This is a genomic window from Vibrio sp. YT-19(2023), assembly GCF_033337395.1.
The window spans coordinates 1-19,212 of the sequence record NZ_JAWOQN010000036.1 but is presented as its reverse complement, the minus strand read 5'-3'; the positions used below and the strand labels follow the sequence as shown (position 1 = coordinate 19,212).

The window sequence follows — 19,212 nt, the reverse complement described above, 5'->3', positions numbered from 1 at the left end:
TAGTGGGCTGAGTGAGCGGTTGGGCATCGGCTCTTTATTTGGCGATGAATATGCCATATTAGGTGATATTCGTTAGTGTCTATTTTATCCCTAGCCGTTTTGCTAATCGGTGCAAATTGCCGTTATCTAATTCAAGCTGACGTGCCGTTGCTGCCCAGTTACCTTGGTTCTCTTCCAGAACTCGAACAATCATCGCTTTTTGGAAGGCGTCTGTGGCAGGCTTTAATCCGCCTTCTGGTAGCTCAAGCCGAGATTTTTGTTCCGTTTCTTCAACGTTCTTGATGTTCTGATTCGGCGTTCGGATGTCAAAATCTTGCTCAACTAACTCAATGTCCATGGCGTGGGTACGCGCTTTTGCCAAAACACCAGCACGTTTAATGACATGTTCAAGCTCTCGCACGTTGCCTGGCCATGAATAGTCTTTGAGTGCCTGCACCAAAGTGGGGGACAAACGAATGCTGTTCAATCCCAATTTGCTTCTTAAACGTTCGGCAAAAAAGCCTGCGAGTAACACCACATCGTCTTCACGTTCACGAAGAGGTGGAACATGAAGCGGGAAGACGCTTAGACGGTGATATAAGTCGGCTCGGAAGCGACCAGCAGTCACTTCTTCATGCAATATACGGTTGGTGGCGGCGACAATGCGTGTATTGACTCGAATATGGCGGTCATCACCCACACGTTGAATGTCGCCGTATTGTAGGGCTCGAAGTAACTTGGCTTGCAGCTCTAACGACAGTTCGCCGACTTCATCTAAAAACAGTGTGCCGCCATCGGCTTGTTCGAACTTACCCTTGCGATTGCTGATTGCGCCTGTAAATGCGCCTTTGATATGGCCGAACAACTCGCTTTCCGCGACTGATTCTGGCAGCGCCGCACAGTTGAGGTAAACCAAAGTATTGCTAGAGCGGCTAGAGCGATGGTGAATAGCGCTGGCAACCAACTCTTTACCTACGCCCGTTTCTCCCATCACCAGCACAGACAATTCCGTATCGGCGACGGCATCGATCTGCTCTTGAAGATTCTTCATACCCTGAGAGTTGCCAATGATTTCATTACTTAAGGTGCGCTTCTCGGCGTAAGAGTCACGTGGCAGGCTCGCTTGTGTTTCTAATTGCTCTAACAGGAGTGCAGTGTGTAGGCCACCTGCTGCCAACGCGCTGACAAAACGTAACTCTTGGTTGCGTAGCCCATCAAATTGATTGGGGTCGAAGGCGTCAATCGTAATGGCACCAATCAGTTGATCGTCGATCAGCAGAGGTAAACCAATGCAGGAATGGACATGCAGTTTGTCATCGTGGTTTGGAATCAAGCCATCGTATGGATCAGGTAAGTCGCTGTCAGAGGGAAAGCGCACGATATCGCCTGCTCGGGCAATGGCTTCTAATCTTGGGTGCTGCTCAATGGAGAAACGGCGTCCAAGCACTTCTTTCGCCAATCCATTGATCGCTAAAGGTTTAAAGTGTTGGTCTTCATACAAAAGAAGGGCAGAAGAGTCACACTTCAATACCTCTCGAATCGTGGTTAACAACGTATCGAAGCGAGCCTGTTGAGTGAGGGCCGAGTTAAGGTCTTGCGTGATGTGTAGCCATTGCGCGATTAAAGAAGTCATAGCCAATACCGATTGTGTCAATATGACTATTGTAGTGTCTTAATGACAATTTTCAACTGTGTCTAAATGACACTTGTTAAAGTTGGATTTCAATTAAGATATTGAAATATATGGCAATTAAAAGTTGGCATGCCCAGTGCAATACAAGAAGAAATTAGTTTTGTTTATCCCGTCATTCAAGGTAGTAATTATGACAATTCACGTAAAAAACAACATCCACTGGGTAGGTCAACGCGATTGGGAAGTCCAAGATTTCCACGGTACAGAATACAAAATGACAAAAGGTACCAGCTACAACAGTTATCTAATTCGTGAAGAGAAAACCGTATTGATTGATACGGTCGATCATCGATTCAGTCAACAATTCATCCAAAATTTAGAAATGGAAATCGATCTTAAGTCTATCGACTTTATCGTGGTAAACCATGCAGAGGAAGATCACTCAGGCGCATTGTCGGCATTAATGGAGAAGATTCCGAACACGCCAATTTACTGTACAGAAGCGGCGATTGATTCCATCGTTGGTCATCACCACCATCCTGAGTGGAACTTCAAAACCGTAAAAACAGGCGACAGCATTGATATTGGCAACGGTAAGCAATTGGTGTTCGTGGAAGCGCCGATGCTGCATTGGCCAGACAGCATGATGACTTACCTAACTGGCGATGCAGTATTATTCAGCAATGACGCATTTGGTCAGCACTACTGCGATGAACGCTTATTCAATGATGAAGTGGATCAAAATGAGTTGATGGAACAGTGTTTGCGTTACTACTCAAACATCCTAACGCCATTCAGCAGCTTGGTAACCGCAAAAATCAAAGAAGTGCTGAGTTTCAATTTGCCTGTCGACATGATCGCAACGTCACACGGTATTGTATGGCGCGATAATCCGGTTCAAATCATCGAGCAATACTTGGCGTGGGCAGACAATTATCAAGAAGATCGCATTACGATTTTCTACGATTCAATGTCAAACAACACTCGAATGATGGCCGATGCAATCGCGCAAGGCATTCACGATGTCGATCCTGGTGTGGCGGTCAAAGTCTTTAATGTCTCTAAGCATGATAAGAATGAAATTCTCGCCAACGTATTCCGCTCAAAAGGCATCTTGGTTGGTTCTTCTACCATGAATAACGTCATGATGCCGAAGATCGCAGGCATGCTAGAAGAAATTACCGGTCTGCGCTTTAAGGCGAAGAAAGCCGCTGCGTTCGGTAGCTACGGTTGGAACGGTGGTGCGGTGGATCGTATCCATGCTCGATTGACTGACGCAGGCTTTGAAACCGCGGTGAGTTTGAAAACCAAATGGCGACCAGATGGTAAAGCGATGCGTGAATGTCGCGAACATGGTCAAAACATCGCGAAATTGTGGGCAAAGCATGACCTGACAAGTCCTGTTACTTCGCTGGCGATTGCTGCGTCTGCACCACAAGTTCAATCACAACCCGCTGCACAAGTAGCAACACAAGCGGCAGTAGATGCTGCTTCTAGCAACCCTAGTACTGAGGCGCATCCTGCAGGTTGTCAATGCATGGTTTGCACCGTTTGTAATTGGGTATACGACCCAACTAAAGGCGAGCCTAATCAAGGCGTTGAACCGGGCATGGCATGGTCTGAAGTGCCAGATTACTTCTTGTGCCCAGAATGCCACTTGGGTAAAGACGTCTTTGTCGAATACAACGGGTAAGGGGGAGAATATGCAAGCATCTATTGTGATTATTGGTAGCGGCTTTGCGGCTTACCAATTGGTGAAAACAGTGCGTCGAATGGACGCACATATTCCGCTGCAAGTGTTTACTGCTGATGATGGCGCGGAATACAACAAGCCCGATTTGAGTCATGTATTCAGTAACAAGCAAACTGCCCAAGATTTGGTAGTTAAAAGTGGTGAGGCGTTTGCACAGGAACACAACATCGAACTGTTCGCCCATACCATGATTGAGCATGTCGACGTGCAAGCTCAGCAAGTGGTCGCCAACGGCCAAACCTATCCTTATTCCAAACTGGTGTTTGCGACAGGCGCGAAAGCCTTTGTGCCGCCAATATCTGGTGGTGCAGCACCTGAGGTGATAACGCTGAACTCGCTACAAGAATATCAATTAGCGGAAGAGCAAATTAGCCGCGCGGAACGAATTCTAGTAATGGGTGGTGGTTTGATCGGCGTCGAGATCGCCATGGATCTCGCAACCAGTGGTAAAGCCGTTACGGTGGTTGAGCCAAATCCCCGTTTGCTCGCTAACTTGATTCCTGAATTTGTTGCATTGCCGCTGGAGAATCAACTTAAGCAGCAAGGTATTCAACTTGCCTTAGAGACTGGAGTTGTCGCGATCAATCACTCGGATGATTCGCTGGTGGCAAGCTTGAGCAAAGGTAAGGAAATCGAAGCCGATGTAGTGATTTCAGCGGCGGGTTTACGTGCTAACACTTGGTTAGCGAAGGCTTGTGGGTTGAGTGTCAATAAAGGCATCGAGGTGGATGCTCGATTACAGACATCAGCAGCCAATGTGTTCGCATTAGGCGATTGTGCTGAGATCCAAGGTCGAATGATGCCGTACCTCCAACCGATCGTGCTAAGTGCCAATGCTTTGGGCAAACAACTACTGGGGCAAGAAGCAGAGTTGAAACTACCGCCCATGATGGTAAAGGTCAAAACGCCGAGCTACCCAATTCAATTGGCAGGCGATTTTAGTTCGGTGACGAACTGGAGCGTGCAGATTTCTCAAACAGGCATTGCCGCGAAAGCAGAAGATGAAAATAGCCGACTCATGGGCTTCGTCGTGACGGGAGAACAAGTTACGCAAGCATTTCCATTGCTTCGAGAGTTGTCTCAAGCCGGTCAGGCTTAACCGATTTAAACGAAAAGAATTGTAATTAGAGAGGGTATTATTATGTCGCATCTACGAATTCCTAAAGACTGGACTGTTCAACGTTCAACGCCTTTCTTCACTAAAGACAATGTGCCACCAGCGCTACTGACTCATCACAATACCGCTGAGGGTGTGTTTGGGCAGCTGTGCGTCATGGAAGGGCAAGTGACTTACTACGGCTTTGCTGATGAAAATGCCACAGAAGCAGAAGTAGTGGTGGTGATTAATGCAGGCCAGTTTGCTACAAGTCCACCGCAGTACTGGCACCGCATTGAGATGAGCGATGATGCTCAGTTCAACATCAATTTCTGGTCGAACAAGGACAAGAGTGGGCAAGCGATGTTCCACGCTAAGCAGTAGTGAACCTTTGTAAGTGCTTTGACTGTTACGCTAATCGTCAAGTAAAGGGGTGTAGAAGGCGCAATAAACGGACTGCAATGCAGGATCATCGAGACCGAGGAAAGAGAAATCACGAGTAATGATTTCAATTCTTTAGTAGCATGTTACGAAACATTTCAGTCAGGTGAACTAAGGGAAGCGTGCAATGGAAAAACAACGAGTAGCATTTATTGGTCTGGGTGTGATGGGATACCCAATGGCTGGTTACCTAAGTAAAGCGGGCTTTGAAACCAAAGTATACAACCGCACAAAAGCGAAAGCCGACAAATGGGCTGAAGAATACCAAGGCGTAGCTTGTGAAACACCACGTGAAGCGGCAGAAGGCTGTGACATCGTTTTTACCTGTGTGGGTAATGATGATGACGTTCGTAGCGTTGTTTACGGTGAAGAAGGCATTCTGGTCGGTTTGAAAGCAGATGCAGTGTTAGTCGATCACACGACGACTTCTGCAGACCTAGCGGTTGAGCTGGCTGAAGCGTGTGCTAAGTATGGTAATCACTTCATTGATGCGCCAGTTTCTGGTGGTCAAGCGGGCGCAGAAAATGGTGTTCTAACCATCATGTGTGGTGGTGAACAAAGCATTTTTGACCGTGTGTCTCCGGCGATGGATGTGTACGCGAAGCAGATGACGCTACTGGGTGAAAACGGTCAGGGTCAACGCTGTAAGATGGTAAACCAAATCTGTATTGGAGGCGTTTTACAAGGTCTGAGTGAAGCTTTGTTGCTGGCACAAAAATCAGGCTTGGACATCGCTCAAGTTGTAGAAACGCTTAAGCATGGCGCTGCAGGTTCTTGGCAGATGGAAAACCGCGCAAATACAATGGCTGAAGACAAGTTCGATTTTGGCTTCGCTATTGATTGGATGCGCAAAGACTTAGGTTTCTGTCTGCAAGAAGCTGAGCGAGTGGGTCTAGAACTTCCACTGACTAAGAAAGTGGATGAGCAATACGCAGACCTTCAACGTGATGGTTTAGGTCGCATGGATACATCAGTACTGATCAAAGCGGTCGCTAAAAATCAGTAGTTGATGAATCAGTAATAGATAAACAGTTCTTTGGTATTAAAGAGCTTAAAGAAATCTAAGTTAATCATAATGAACCTCCTTGAGCATGGTTTATGACTTGTGATTAAGGATTAGTGATTTGAAATCAGGAGGTGCTGTAGAGCACCTCCTTTTTTTCGTCTTTAAATCACACAGTGTAATGATTACAGCGTTCGCTTACTTGTTTAAGCCTAGTGCAATTTCAAGACCTTTGCCGTACGCCTCGTCCGCTTGGTATGCGTGTTGAACGTGGCGCTGTTGGATGAACTCTGGTACACCGTCCATTGCGCGAGCTGTGTTATCGAGCAGAGTTTGACGTTGCTCTTCGCTCATCAGACGGAATAGGTCACCCGCTTGGCTGAAGTAGTCTTCGTCTACACGATGATCGTAGTGATCAGCGTTGCCGTTGATGCGTAGAGGTGGCTCAGAGTAATCTGGTTGCTCTGCCCATTCTTGTTTGTAGTTTGGTTCGTAACCTAGTGTTGAACCAAAGTTGCCATCAACGCGCATTGCGCCATCGCGGTGGTAGCTGTGAACAGGGCAACGAGGTGCGTTCACTGGGATTTGATGATGGTTCACACCTAGACGGTAACGCTGAGCATCGCCGTAAGCAAACAGACGACCTTGTAGCATTTTATCTGGAGAGAAGCCGATACCAGGTACAACTGCTGCTGGGTTAAACGCTGATTGCTCAACTTCTGCGTAGAAGTTTTCTGGGTTACGGTTCAGTTCGAACTCACCAACTGGGATCAGTGGGTAGTCTTTTTGAGACCATACACGTGTTAGGTCGAATGGGTTGAAGTTGACTTCATCCGCTTCTAGCTCAGGCATGATCTGTACGTACATCTTCCATTTAGGGAAGTCTTGACGCTCAATCGCTTCGTAGAGGTCACGGTGATGGCTTTCGCGGTCTTTACCTACGATTGCTTCTGCTTCTTGGTCAGTTAGGTTTTTGATGCCTTGCTGAGTTTTGAAGTGGAATTTCACCCAGTAACGCTCGTTTTCTGCGTTGATGAAGCTGAATGTGTGGCTACCAAAACCATGCATATGACGGTAAGAAGCGGGGATACCACGGTCACTCATTACGATAGTCACTTGGTGGAATGCTTCTGGTAGTGATGTCCAGAAATCCCAGTTGTTGGTAGAGCTACGCATGTTAGTGCGAGGGTCGCGTTTTACTGCGTGGTTTAGGTCTGGGAATTTTAGTGGGTCACGTAGGAAGAATACTGGTGTGTTGTTACCAACCAAGTCCCAGTTACCTTCTTCAGTATAGAATTTTAGTGCGAAACCACGGATGTCACGTTCTGCGTCTGCTGCACCGCGCTCACCAGCTACGGTAGTGAAGCGAGCGAATAGTTCTGTTTTTTTGCCGATGTCAGAGAAGATCTTAGCGCGAGTGTATTTTGTGATGTCGTGCGTTACTGTGAACGTACCGTAAGCACCAGAACCTTTTGCGTGCATACGACGCTCTGGGATCACTTCGCGGTCAAAGTGTGCCAATTTTTCAAGGAACCAAACGTCTTGTAATAGTTGAGGGCCACGAGGACCTGCAGTCATAACGTTTTGGTTATGTGCGACAGGGCAACCTGCTGCTGTAGTCAATTTCTTGTTTGTCATTTTTCTTCCCCCTCCAGGGTTCAATACCTTAGAAACTGTAGAGGAGGTTATTACGGAAAAGCTGGGGGAGAAAACTGATATTGCTTATCAATTCAATAGATGGTGACTATGGTCGAAACTATATTAGAATCAGAAATTTACTACATTAGCTTGATTGACATAACAATCGACGTTCTCGAAAGCGATTGACTGGGGGGAGCGCTATCCAGTTAGCGTGTCTACGATGTTAGTAATATCGCCCCTTAAATGAAGTTTTACGCGTCATCAAAGGGGCGAAGTAATTAAGAGTACTTCACTTCAAGTTGTTCAGCTTTTGCAAATGCTGGGTGTGTCGCGAGCTGTTTCCCATAACGTTCAATATTAGGGAAGTGATTAACTAAACCAAACTTTTGAACCAATTCGACAATGAAAGACATCATGATGTCTGCGCCAGTCAGACGCTCTTCTACTAGGTAAGTTTTGCCTTCTAAAGATTGCTCGAAGTAGCCTAGTACATTCATTGCTTCCTTGTCGGCATAGCCTGATAAAAACTGAGTTTCATTTGGCTCTTTGCTTACGAAGATTTTTAGCAGCATAGGTAAAATTGCAGAGCTTTCTGCAAAGTGCATCCATTGCAAATATTCTGTGTGTGCTTTTGTACCACGCTCAGGAGCAAAGGCTCCGTCACTGTATTTCTCAATCAAATATTCGGTCATTGCACCTGACTCAATGATAATCTCGCCGTTATCTTCAAGAACAGGTGACTTCCCTAATGGGTGAACACTTTTTAGTTCTGGCGGTGCCATGAAGGTCACGGAATCACGGACATAGGGTACAATCTCGTAATTTACATCTAGCTCTTCAAGTAACCAAATGATGCGCTTTGAACGAGACTGATTGAGGTGGTGAAGTTTAATCATTTACATATCCCTTTTTATAATGGGTCGTTAATCTGTACTACAAGTTTGCCGAAATTCTTACCTTCCAACAGACCGATGAATGCTTCTGGCGCATTATCCAGTCCTTGTACTAGATGTTCGCGGTATTGGATCTTTCCTTCTGCCAACCATTGATTAATATCTTGCGCAAATTCACCGTAACGATGTCCGTAATCATCAAAAATGATGAAGCCTTGCACCTTGATTCGTTTGGTCAGGAGCTTACCCATTAGTAATGGAAGGTGGTCGGTACCTTCAGGCAGCTCTGTCGCGTTGTACTGAGAAACCAAACCACAAAGTGGGATACGCGCATTTGTATTCAGAAGTGGCATTACAGCCTCGAATACTTTGCCACCTACGTTTTCGAAGTAAACATCAATACCTTTGTCACAGGCATTTTTCAGTTGTTCTGCAAAATCTTCAGCTTTGTGATCAATACACTCATCGAAACCAAGCACCTCTTTAGCGTAACGGCATTTTTCGTCTCCGCCTGCTATACCAACAACTCGGCAACCTTTGATTTTACCAATTTGACCAACTGTTGCGCCTACAGGCCCCGTAGCAGCTGCTACCACGATGGTTTCCCCTGGTTTTGGCTGACCAATGTCGAGTAAACCCATGTACGCGGTAAATCCTGGCATACCTGCAACGCCTAGCGCGTAAGAAGGATTTTGCGGTTCTTTACCAAGTTTAATGACCATCTCACCAGTTGAGATAGCGTAGTCTTGCCAGCCAACAGTGTAGGCAAGAACCCATTCACCTGCTTCGTAATCTGGGTGGTTTGATGCTTCTACCTGACAAACTGTACCACCGACCATTACGTCATCAATTGCAACAGGGTCAGCGTATGATTCGGCATCACTCATGCGACCACGCATGTATGGATCTAGAGATAAATAAACCGTTCTCAATAGCATTTCACCCTCTTTCGGAGTCGGTTTCGTTACCTCTTCTAAACGAAAGTTTTCTTGTGTCGGTGCACCATGGGGACGTGACGCGAGTACTATTCTGCGATTTGTTGCGTTAGTCATATCTATCTCACTTGTTGATTAGACCGGTCGTCTAGTATTTATTTCAAAATATCCCGCTTATTTAAAGCGGGAAGGTTTACTGTGTTAACACTGACGCTTTTTCTGACAGTGAAACGTGTGTAGGGTGTTCATTCTGCTTCCACGCCGCCTGTTATGGACAAGTGCGCGTATTCTGCAGTAAGTGTTGAGTATAGGTCAGACTTTGCGTCAATGCTGCCTGATCTTGATAAAGTTTGTTCAGCAAGCTAGCGCCATTCCAAAGGTAGTATATCTGCCTTGCTAATAACGCACTGTCACCATTGGGGATTGAGCCATCTTGAATGCCGATGTCTATGCAATCCGCTATCGCTTGAATGGTTTTGTCTGCTCCTTGGCGTAATGCCAAGCGCATTGACTCAGAGAGATCGGAGACTTCTGCACTTAACTTGACCAATAAACATTTGTTCGCATTACACACGTCGTCTTCTACTTTGACCATTTCTTCGAAATAGCTCATTAGGCGTTGGTAGCCACTCAGTTCAGTATTGGTAAAGCGTGCGTTTAAACGCTCAAAATACTTAGTAAAGTAGTCTTGAATCATCGCTTCACCAAATTGTTCTTTGGATTTGAAGTAATGATAAAACGAGCCTTTTGGCACTGCGGCCTTTTTTAATAGCTCTGAAAGACCAACACTCGTGAACCCTCGGTTTACGATCAACTCGTATCCGACGTCGAGAATATGTTGGCGTGTGTCATTCGTCTTTGCGTTCATGAAGTGTACTATAGAATGAATTAGACCAGTCGTCTAGTATTTGTTGTGGGTTATTTAATCAGCTCATACTCAATAACAAAGAGCGTGTCGGTATTTGGGTAGATTTCTCGAATTAACTGCTTGAGTTTTGGTAGTTCGATGGCTTCTTGTTCTGCATGAAACTCATTAATATCTTCAAAGTGAAGTGGTTCTACAGAACGTATCTTGATATCGCAGACTTTACGATCCGTTTCTAAGGTAAAAACTTCGACTTCTGTATTGGGAACGTAATGGCTTTCTGATTCATCTCGAATCGTTATCGTCTTTTTGCCTGACGTGATCAACGGGGTTAAGAATTCAAAAAAAGTAATCTTGGTTGGATGAGATGGCATGATGTACTCGTTAGTCTGGATGTTTGGCGCAATTATATACCCAAATCCCCCAGAGATTCCTGTATTACTAGAACGATCGAGTGCGGATGAAGCGAATTAACTTGGCACTAAAGTAACCTGAGATAACGCCTATCCAGTTGGTGCTGAGATCATCAAAACTAAATGATCGATTTGGAATAAAAAGTTGGCTTATTTCTTCCATTGAAACGATAGCCAACAGCAGTAGCAAAAGACGAATCCCAAAAACGTCGGTTTTATTCGAGCTCACCAGAGAAGGGAACGTGAAAACCGATAAAAAGCCGATCAATAAACTGAAAGTAAAGTGAAGCGTACTCGATCCGCCTAAGTAGGTTTCCATTTGCAGGTAAGCAGTATGGTGTAGGTCAGAGCTTTTCCACAAAGAGAGTGAAGCGGTTAGCATCAGGACTAAAACAAAACTCGTGCGTGCCAGTATTAAAGCCATAATTAACCTATTGGAAAGAAGCCTAAGTAACGTTTTACAAAGTACAGTGCAGCTAAATTCTGGATAGCCATGCCAATTGCCATTGCCCACGCTGCACCAATCACCCCAAACATTTGGCAAAGCGTAACAAGTAGGCAGATAGACACCGTACCGGAGGAAATTGTAATGTATTTCATGGTTCTCTCATGACCGCTCATTAATAATAAAAACCCTACTGAACCAGTCGCAACATTGACTAACTGCCCCAGAGAAAGGACGACTAATAGTGGCGCCGCGGCGAGAAACTCCTCACCAAAAAACTGCATTACAAACTCGGGGAAGAGGGTGCAAATAACTACGGGTACAATCGCTAAACCAACATTGGCTCGGCACGCCAAGCGGCTCAGGTTCTGCAGTTTGAGCATTTGACGCTCTTTGTAGAGAGAGGCAAACATCGGGGCGACCACAAAGTTAATGGTAATCAGCACAAAGCCAATCAGTAGTGATGTGCGTTGGGCTGCGGCTAACAAACCGATTTCCGCTGTTGAGATAAAAAAGCCCGTAATAACAAGGCTTCCCCATTGAAGAACATTCGTGAAGATACTGCCAACCCAGACTTGCTTGGCAGAAGCGACCATTTTTTTGTTTGGTACGAAAGCCGATGTTTGATATTGATCTGAGCCAAGCCAATTGGCACTAGATATGACCGCGACACCTATGCTCGCTAAAAGCAGTGCGGTCATTAGATTGTTGATATTTTGCTGACCGATATAGTCTAGGGCAAAGACAAAAATGACCATCAACATGCTTACCCCAAGCTGCAACGCAAACAGAGATGATACAACTTTTCTACATGCTTGAAGCACCCGACTGTTGGTTTGCGCAAGCACCAAGAAAGGTATGCAAAGCAAGCATAAAGTAATCGCATACATTGGTGATTGAGTCTGGTTTAGCTGTTCTGGAAACAGATTAAACGCTGCCAACAAAACGCCTATGGCGAGCAAGCAAAATGCCATACTTCGATAAAGTGCGGTTTTATAGTTTTGGCTTTGTTCAAGCTTCTCTTTGTTATTAAAAGCGATCGCATTGTAACGAACTAACGAGACATCAAAACCTAGCTGAGAAACGATGGCGAGTAGCGAGACTAGGTTGAATAAAAAGAAGAATTGACCGGCCGTCGAAGCGTCACTGGTCTTCGATACAATCAGAGTCAGTAAAAAAGCAAATAGCGCACTCAACACACGCGTGATTGCGGTTTTTAATCCAGTAGATAACAAGCTTTTTTTACCGCTGGGCATCAACAGTAATTTTTGTTGAACAGTGTGAAACATAGGGGCATTTAACCGTAAATATTATTGAGTGCGAGGCGCTGCTTTTCTTCACTGAAGGCATCGTTTAATTCTGCTGTATATTGGCGAAAATCGATCTCTTCATAATGATTGACACAATGCGCGATCTGCTTGGCCATTTCTTCAGGTGTGAGCGCTAAAAACGGGTAGTTGAGATCTTTGGTTGCGCCGATGGTCCGAATAACCATAGGAAGATGTAACTTGGATGCTTCTAGAATGGTTAACGGCATCCCTTCCCATGCTGCAGTGTGTAGATAAAGGTCTGAACCTTTGAGCTTTTCAACTACCTCATCGCGAGGCAGCATACCCGTTACATCCACATTTTCAGTACGTAATTTCTGTTCGAGTACTTGGTCACCGCCACCTATCCATGTGATCTCTATCGGGCGGTTAAGCGCATACCGATTAAGGAACTGCAATGTGCTGATAAGAAACTGAGGATCTTTTTGGGGCGCGACACGGCCAAGTACAACGAGCTTCAGCGCTTCTTGCTTGTCTCGCTCTATACGATCTTCACTTTGATAAGACACGTAGTTGTTGAGCAGTTCGGCATGTTTCGCACCAATGCTAATGGCTAGGTCACACTCTCGTTGGCTACAGCCTGCAACCACATCAATTTTGCTCAGTTTTACTTTCTCTAGTGCTTTATAGATCTGGCGTGCAAGCTCTGAGATATCTTCACGTTCGAAGGCATAACAGTGCGGTGTGTAAACCAAGCGTGCCTTGCCAAGCTTTAGAAATCGGCCGAGAAATCCTGCTTTACTCGAGTGCAAATGCACGACGTCGGGACCAAGTGATGCAATCATGTGGTTTGCATCGCGAATAAATTGAAGCAAGCCGCCTTCTACCCACTTTGTCTGTACGAAAATGTGGTGGTTGTTCTCATTGGTTAAGTCGTTTTCTCGGGCTCTGGCTAGCAAGAAATGCTGGTAAGGCTCGTCTCTGGATGAGTGAACATAACTATAGAGGGCGGTTTGAACGCCACCTCCAAACGCTTCTGTAACATGGAGCACTTTCTTCATGATGATTTTGTCCCTGGTGTTTGCATCCATTTGTGTTTAAAAGCATCACGCTCTTGCTCTGAATAAACGTGGCGATACAAGGGAAGATCGTACATATAGAACAGTTTTGAGAAGTCGTAGTGATTCTTAAAGTGTTGGTGGATATTGGAGTACCACTTGTTTTTCGCTTCGTTGCTGTTTTTCAGCACGAAGTCTTGCAACTCAAGAAACTCACCGATTTCTTTATCAAGAGAACTGAGCTGTTCGCATTTGATTAGCATGACGTTGGCCTGATCGTTCTGGAATGTGAAGAAAGGTTGAGTGTTGTCCAGCTCTTGGCGCATCACATCGATATTGAAATTACGCTTTAACTCGTTGTCGAACCAGTCCGCAAAATAGTTGAGATTGATATAGTTATCAAAGCAATGCTCGAGGTGCTGATACGTGACTTCCATATCTCGGTGAATTGCATCGTTCTTTTTGCCTTCGATAAATTGCAAATGGAGATCTTGAAAGAAGCGAGAAAAGACAGTTGCGATTGGATCGCGGACCAGCGTAACGATTTTAATCTGCTCGCGTTTTTGTAAGATACGTTTTCGCTGCTTGAGCACTAAGCGATAGAGTGCGCGGTTTCGGAAGTCGAAGAATTTACTCACGTCTTTTTTATTGTGATACATGTGAAATTCTTCGTGATCATCAAAGGTGTGGATGTGATAGCTCGGGATATTTTTCTCCCCTAGCGTGTGCTCAATTGATGAGGAGCCAACTTTGCCCATTTGGTAAACTAAAACAAAATTATCAGCTTGGAGTTCTCGGTTCTTTTCAAATTGTCGAGAGATTGAATACTTCATCTATCCTATCCTTGATTATTCATATTCGTGGTGATGGTTTACCGGAAAAGTATGAGCAATGGCCCTTGAGTCGTTGCTCATGCTGATCATGACGGGTAATAAGAGTATTAAAATTATGGTGGTGTTTACCGCAACGAAAAACACCATGATGAGGGCGTATATCGCAAGTAATAGGCTTTTTCTGTTTTCATTAAGACTACGGAAGCAAAAGCGAATAAAAAGAAAATAACCACCAAACAGCAGACCGATACCAAGCAATCCGTATTCAATTGCGGTATCTAACACAAAGTTGTGGGTGTAGATCGCCAGCTCATCATAATTAAAGTAACTGATCATAAAGTTGGGTAACATTTTCGCGCCGACACCTAACACTGGGTGTTGAAGTAAAATATCTAGCCCATTGGCAAGTAAAAGTTTTCTATGAAGATTCGATACCCAGCGCGCTTCACTTTGGTTGGCAAATAAGACGTCTTCTTGGGTTATTTCCAATGTGTCTGCTAGCGTTTCAAACCCAACGTAGAGTGTGGTTGTGACGGCAGTAAACACAGTGAAGCTTAAGGCTAATAAAATCGTCCACGTGTACGTTTCGCTGAGCGATTTTCTCATTAAGTTTTTTACGAGCAGTTGGTCAAAGAAGAAAAGCAGACAAAAACCAAGTAGCGCTTTTCTTTCTTGTGACAACACCAGTAATACTAAAGCTACGAGCATCAAAAGGTGGAAAGCGCGAATTTTATCTCGATAAAGGTACAGTAGCGAGCACAGTACACCGAACCCGTATTTACTTACCCCGAGTAACTTAAACCCGCTTTGATAGCCCTGAGCAAAGTGCCATAAGGCAACGAGCGTACAGATGAAAAACAACAGATACGTGAAATAAACCATTACCCGTTCGTCATCAAACACGCCATAGGCGTACATCAGGCTCAGTAGGCACAAAATCGCTAACCATTGCACAGTTTCTATAACTAGCGGCATTAAAGGGACGCGATTTAGCAGACCATTTATGAACACATACCCAGTGAACAATACGAGGAACCCCATACAGGGATGCATGAGTTTTTCAGCTTTTCCTTCCAATACCACTAATGCAGTAAAACCAATGGACAAAAGGCTTGCGATGTCAGATGGGGCTAGCGCTATTCCTCCAGCACGAAACTTCATAGGAATAAAGAACAATGCTAATAGGCATGCTGCAAGCAATGAGGCGCGATGGCTCGATGGCGCGGAACTATTTGTTGGCGCAAAGCTGCTGGTAGATTCCATAGTAACCTTCACGAAATTTATCGATGGTGTAGAGAGAGGCCCTATTGACTGAGTATTGACTTGCAGCGTCATACCGCTCAACACTTTCACACAGCTGGAGAACTTTTTGGCTCAGTTCAGTGACGTTACCAACTTGAAATAAATATTCGGCACGTCCGGTGACGTCATCCAAACCAGGTACGTCCGACGATAGTACGGGTAAGCCTGCTGCCATCGCCTCAACCGCCGCCAAACCAAAGCCTTCGACGTGCGACGATTGCACGTAAATATCCATGTCGTTCAAAAAGGCTGGAACGTCAGAAACTACGCCATGAAAGTGAACACGTTGCGCGACGTTGATTTTTGTTGCCAATGCTTGCAGTGACGATTTTTTTTCTCCATCTCCCGCAAGGTGGAGTTCGTATCGTCTTGGTAAATGGATAAGTGCTTGGATAAGCGTTTCATGATCTTTATGTTGGTGAAGTCGGCCCACCATTCCAATCTTGATAACTGGTTTGTCGATTAGGTGGCTGGCGCATCTTGGCGTCATAGAAAACCTTTTTAAATCAACGCCATTGTGCACCACGTGATATTTGTGTTGGTAGCGAGGCATGAACTTCACCAGTTCATCTTGTACTTTTTCACTAATACTGACCGTCAAGTCGTGGCCCCAATACAAGACGTATTCCATGAACTTAAACAGCGGATAGTCACGTCGACGGTTATAAGAACAGTGCTCAGTCTGGATTCGTTTTTTACCTACCGCCAATAGCGCTAGGTAAATGGAAGGGTAGAGGTGCCCGTGAACGACATCCGGCCAACGCAGCAAAGAGAATTTCTCACTCAATGACAATGTGCGCCAGTTAAAACACTCTATCCCTTGGGCGGATAGCATTGGTAAGTAATCATTTTCATCACACAAGACCAAAATTTTGATTTCGTATTCAGGCTTATGTTCTAAAACAAGGTCGACTAAGAACTTCTGAGCACCGCCGTTCTGAGAAAGATCATTAATAATATGTAGAATCTTGGTTTTCATGATTAATTGGTCAGATATTGCTGTTTAAGGTCGGTGATTTCTGCATTTGAGAAAAAGTGCTTCGTCAATTTAGAATTCAGCATTTCTTCAACGTACTCGGGTGTAGGTTGAAATTGCGTTTTGAATTCTTTCATTAGTGGCGAGTACCATTTGTTGTCTGATTGATTTTCATAAACAACATCCACGGGGTAACCTAAAAAGTCTTCAACTGCGGAGTTAGCCTTCGTTAGCTTGTCACTTCGAATGACCAACAGTGAGAAGTTATTGTTATGGTATGTTTGATAGCCTACTTCGTGATTAAAAGACTCGTTAAACACATCAATCCCTGTTAGTTGTTTGATCTCGTTGTCAAACCACTGCAGCGCATATTGATGATTCATGTGCTTATCAAATGCTTCTTGGAGTAATTGCGGTCGTTCGGTACGTATTGCGCTGTCATCCTTTAGATATTTGTCCGCCATCCAAAAAGGAAGTGCTTGAAAGAACATTGAGACATTTCGTCCGATCGGTTCACGCACCAGCGAGATAATTCGAACTTTTTTTTTGCGCTTTAACATATGGCTCATCGTTATACGCTTTAGTCGTCGCTTTAACGCATTGATCTGAGGCTTATGCAATTGCGCTCTAACGGGGGATATTTGTTTTTGCGCATCGACGGTCATAAGGTCGTGCAAGTGAATCGAGTCAGGAATGGAATGCTCTAATGCACTCGAACCTACTTTGCCCATTTGATAGATCAATACCGGCTGTTCTTGGCTTTTCAACGTTTGGTACCAAGATAGGTTTACGTTAGTAGGCGTATTTCTGGACATAAAGCGTCTCTCCTTCCTTGGCCTTGGCTTGTGTGATTAAGACGCCAAGAGATGGAACTGAGTGTTGTATTTGTTTAGATAACGCAAGGTTAACCAGTGATGATTTTGTTGATTCTGAGCGAATGACGGTAATCAGACCATTGGCATACTGACCAAGAATAAGTGCGTCACTCACTGACAGTAGGGGCGGTGTATCGATAATGATCCGGTCATACTTATTTTGAAAATGTTCGAGCAACTTTTTAAAGCGATCAGAAGCCAGTAATTCCTGTGGGTTTGGCGGAATTAGGCCGGCCGATAATACATCTAAGTTGGCTTCTTTTATATGTGTAACACAATCTTTGATTGGCGTATCCATCGTCAGGATATGCGTTAAGCCAGGGCTTGATTCAGCAATACCGAATCGCTTTGCGATGGAAGGTCGACGTAAATCGCAGTCGATGATCAACACCTTTTCCATTTTTGAAAACGACACCGCCATATTGATACTGGTCGATGTTTTTCCTTCTTCTGGAATAGCAGAGGTAAAGGGCAATATCTTTTGCTTCGTGTTGGTTAATCTGAGCAGAAGCGAGGTTCTGACCGAGCGGCAAGCTTCACTAAATAGCTTTTCTTCATCATCTAAATACGCGGTATAACTGACGCCGTTTTTACGCAAATTGCGTTTTTTGACCATAGGAATCACACCTAAACACGTAACACCAAGTTTTTCCTGCACATCGGCTGTGCTTCGGATAACTTCTCGCATCGTTTCTAAGATGATGACTAGAGCGCAAGCAATGGCAAAGCCAAAAAAGGTGGCAATCAGTACCAGTTTGATTCGTTGTGGTGCCACCGGGAACAGAGGAATGATGGCTTTATCAGTAAAGCGAGCCGTGACATTCTTGTAGTCGCTGGTGGCGTTGGTCTCTTTCTCACGATTTAAGAACGCTTCATAGAGTGCCTTATTAGATTCAACCTCGCGTTTTAACTGTTCGTAACGCGCTTTTTGTGACCCTAACGATTGGAAGTCTGACTTTTTGTTATCGAGTTCTGCTCGAAGCATGTCCTCTTGCGCTTTTGCAGCAAGAAGGTCTTGTTGCTTACTGAAGGAAATGTCACGAATGAGTTGCTGGGTTCTTGATTGAATTTCAGCAAGCTGTGCTTTCGCCTGAATCATTCGATCATGTTTAGGTCCGTAGCGCTGTGCCAGTTCAGAGAGATTTTTGGCTGCCTGTGCTTCCGACAATTTTAGATCGCGGATTTGCGCTTGATTAGCGAATTCATCAATTGACAACAAGCTGTCTAAACTTTGCGAAGATTTACGTCGTAACAGTTGGATTAACGTCTGCGCTTCAATACGCTTATTAACAGCGATATTCAGCTTGCGAGTGAGTTCTTCTAGCTCATTTGCGTAAATTTCATCAATACCGTTTATATCGATCAACCCTTCTTTTAACAAGAATTCTTGCAGCGCTTGCTCCGAGTTACGTAATCGCTCCTCCAATTTTTGAGAGTTATTTGTCAACCAAGTAGCCGCATTTTGTGTAACGACCAATTTGGCTTCAAAATTTGCGTCAATGTAGGCTTGGCCGACCGCGTTGGCGATTGTCGTCGCAAGCTTAGGATCGGTAGAACGAAAGCGAATTCTGACTAATTGGGTGTTACGTACTGGCTCAATATCGAGTTTACTTCTGAAAGCTTGAAGTGCCTGATAATAGGACTCTGAAAACTGGGCGGTTTCTTTTGGGCTTGGTGCCACATTCAGTAGGTCTTGAACAAAAGGAATCGACTTTATTTGGTCGATTTTTTTATTTTCAGCCCTAAACCACCTACTTCAGTAGGTGGTTATCATCCGCTTCGGCTTTGCCTGTAAAACTACTC

General features: G+C 44.7%; 17 protein-coding genes and 1 pseudogene. 4 read left to right on the top strand and 14 right to left on the bottom strand.

Annotated elements, in window-relative coordinates:
* Positions 1 to 79 precede the first annotated feature (79 nt).
* The gene (gene norR / locus R7E78_RS20365; RefSeq protein WP_005375220.1) at positions 80 to 1,612 is read right to left on the bottom strand and encodes a nitric oxide reductase transcriptional regulator NorR; all 1,533 of its coding nucleotides are present in this window, start codon (positions 1,610 to 1,612) and stop codon (positions 80 to 82) included.
* A 190-nt stretch (positions 1,613 to 1,802) separates the two neighbouring features.
* Between norR and norV the strand changes: the two genes are divergently transcribed.
* The 4 genes from norV (at position 1,803) to R7E78_RS20345 (ending at position 5,908) form a co-directional block, all read left to right on the top strand.
* Positions 1,803 to 3,305, top strand: coding sequence for an anaerobic nitric oxide reductase flavorubredoxin (norV, locus tag R7E78_RS20360; RefSeq protein WP_005375223.1), 1,503 nt, complete (start codon positions 1,803 to 1,805; stop codon positions 3,303 to 3,305).
* A gap of 10 nt (positions 3,306 to 3,315) precedes the next feature.
* Positions 3,316 to 4,464, top strand: a complete 1,149-nt coding sequence (norW, locus tag R7E78_RS20355) for an NADH:flavorubredoxin reductase NorW (RefSeq protein ID WP_054577063.1) — start codon at positions 3,316 to 3,318, stop codon at positions 4,462 to 4,464.
* Positions 4,465 to 4,506: 42 nt separating this feature from the next.
* Positions 4,507 to 4,845 carry a DUF1971 domain-containing protein gene (locus tag R7E78_RS20350; RefSeq protein WP_005375231.1) on the top strand — a complete coding sequence of 113 codons (339 nt, stop codon included), beginning with the start codon at positions 4,507 to 4,509 and terminating at the stop codon, positions 4,843 to 4,845.
* A gap of 184 nt (positions 4,846 to 5,029) precedes the next feature.
* Positions 5,030 to 5,908: an NAD(P)-dependent oxidoreductase gene (locus tag R7E78_RS20345; protein WP_005375233.1), complete on the top strand. Its 879-nt coding sequence runs from the start codon at positions 5,030 to 5,032 to the stop codon at positions 5,906 to 5,908.
* Between the two features lie 195 nt (positions 5,909 to 6,103).
* Here R7E78_RS20345 and R7E78_RS20340 read toward each other — a convergent pair whose 3' ends face one another.
* From R7E78_RS20340 to R7E78_RS20280, 13 genes and pseudogenes are all read right to left on the bottom strand, one after another.
* Positions 6,104 to 7,543, bottom strand: a complete 1,440-nt coding sequence (locus tag R7E78_RS20340) for a catalase (RefSeq protein WP_033906756.1) — start codon at positions 7,541 to 7,543, stop codon at positions 6,104 to 6,106.
* Between the two features lie 281 nt (positions 7,544 to 7,824).
* Positions 7,825 to 8,442 carry a glutathione S-transferase family protein gene (locus tag R7E78_RS20335; protein ID WP_005375238.1) on the bottom strand — a complete coding sequence of 206 codons (618 nt, stop codon included), beginning with the start codon at positions 8,440 to 8,442 and terminating at the stop codon, positions 7,825 to 7,827.
* A 14-nt stretch (positions 8,443 to 8,456) separates the two neighbouring features.
* A complete protein-coding gene (locus tag R7E78_RS20330; protein ID WP_005385860.1) occupies positions 8,457 to 9,491 on the bottom strand; it encodes an NADP-dependent oxidoreductase in 1,035 nt (344 codons plus the stop codon).
* 151 nt (positions 9,492 to 9,642) lie between these two features.
* Positions 9,643 to 10,242 carry a TetR/AcrR family transcriptional regulator gene (locus R7E78_RS20325; protein WP_005385858.1) on the bottom strand — a complete coding sequence of 200 codons (600 nt, stop codon included), beginning with the start codon at positions 10,240 to 10,242 and terminating at the stop codon, positions 9,643 to 9,645.
* Between the two features lie 50 nt (positions 10,243 to 10,292).
* Positions 10,293 to 10,613 carry a N(4)-acetylcytidine aminohydrolase gene (yqfB, locus tag R7E78_RS20320; RefSeq protein ID WP_005385855.1) on the bottom strand — a complete coding sequence of 107 codons (321 nt, stop codon included), beginning with the start codon at positions 10,611 to 10,613 and terminating at the stop codon, positions 10,293 to 10,295.
* Positions 10,614 to 10,680: 67 nt separating this feature from the next.
* Entirely contained in the window at positions 10,681 to 11,076 is a 396-nt protein-coding gene (locus tag R7E78_RS20315; RefSeq protein ID WP_053350073.1) for a VanZ family protein, read from the bottom strand.
* A gap of 2 nt (positions 11,077 to 11,078) precedes the next feature.
* Entirely contained in the window at positions 11,079 to 12,386 is a 1,308-nt protein-coding gene (locus tag R7E78_RS20310) for an oligosaccharide flippase family protein (protein WP_258481730.1), read from the bottom strand.
* An 8-nt stretch (positions 12,387 to 12,394) separates the two neighbouring features.
* Positions 12,395 to 13,426, bottom strand: coding sequence for a glycosyltransferase (locus R7E78_RS20305; RefSeq protein ID WP_206953501.1), 1,032 nt, complete (start codon positions 13,424 to 13,426; stop codon positions 12,395 to 12,397).
* Positions 13,423 to 14,256, bottom strand: a complete 834-nt coding sequence (locus R7E78_RS20300) for a putative capsular polysaccharide synthesis family protein (RefSeq protein WP_005375258.1) — start codon at positions 14,254 to 14,256, stop codon at positions 13,423 to 13,425. The genes R7E78_RS20305 and R7E78_RS20300 overlap by 4 nt, the downstream gene beginning before the upstream one ends.
* Positions 14,257 to 14,271: 15 nt before the next feature.
* Positions 14,272 to 15,519, bottom strand: a complete 1,248-nt coding sequence (locus R7E78_RS20295) for an O-antigen ligase family protein (protein ID WP_104980115.1) — start codon at positions 15,517 to 15,519, stop codon at positions 14,272 to 14,274.
* Positions 15,485 to 16,537, bottom strand: a complete 1,053-nt coding sequence (locus tag R7E78_RS20290; RefSeq protein WP_005385849.1) for a glycosyltransferase — start codon at positions 16,535 to 16,537, stop codon at positions 15,485 to 15,487. Before R7E78_RS20290 ends, R7E78_RS20295 begins: the two co-directional genes overlap by 35 nt.
* A 2-nt stretch (positions 16,538 to 16,539) precedes the next feature.
* Positions 16,540 to 17,349: a putative capsular polysaccharide synthesis family protein gene (locus R7E78_RS20285; protein ID WP_005385848.1), complete on the bottom strand. Its 810-nt coding sequence runs from the start codon at positions 17,347 to 17,349 to the stop codon at positions 16,540 to 16,542.
* Positions 17,327 to 19,141 (bottom strand): annotated as a pseudogene (locus tag R7E78_RS20280) (GumC family protein); the annotation flags it as partial. The gene R7E78_RS20285 and the pseudogene R7E78_RS20280, both read right to left, overlap by 23 nt.
* Between the last annotated feature and the right edge of the window lie 71 nt (positions 19,142 to 19,212).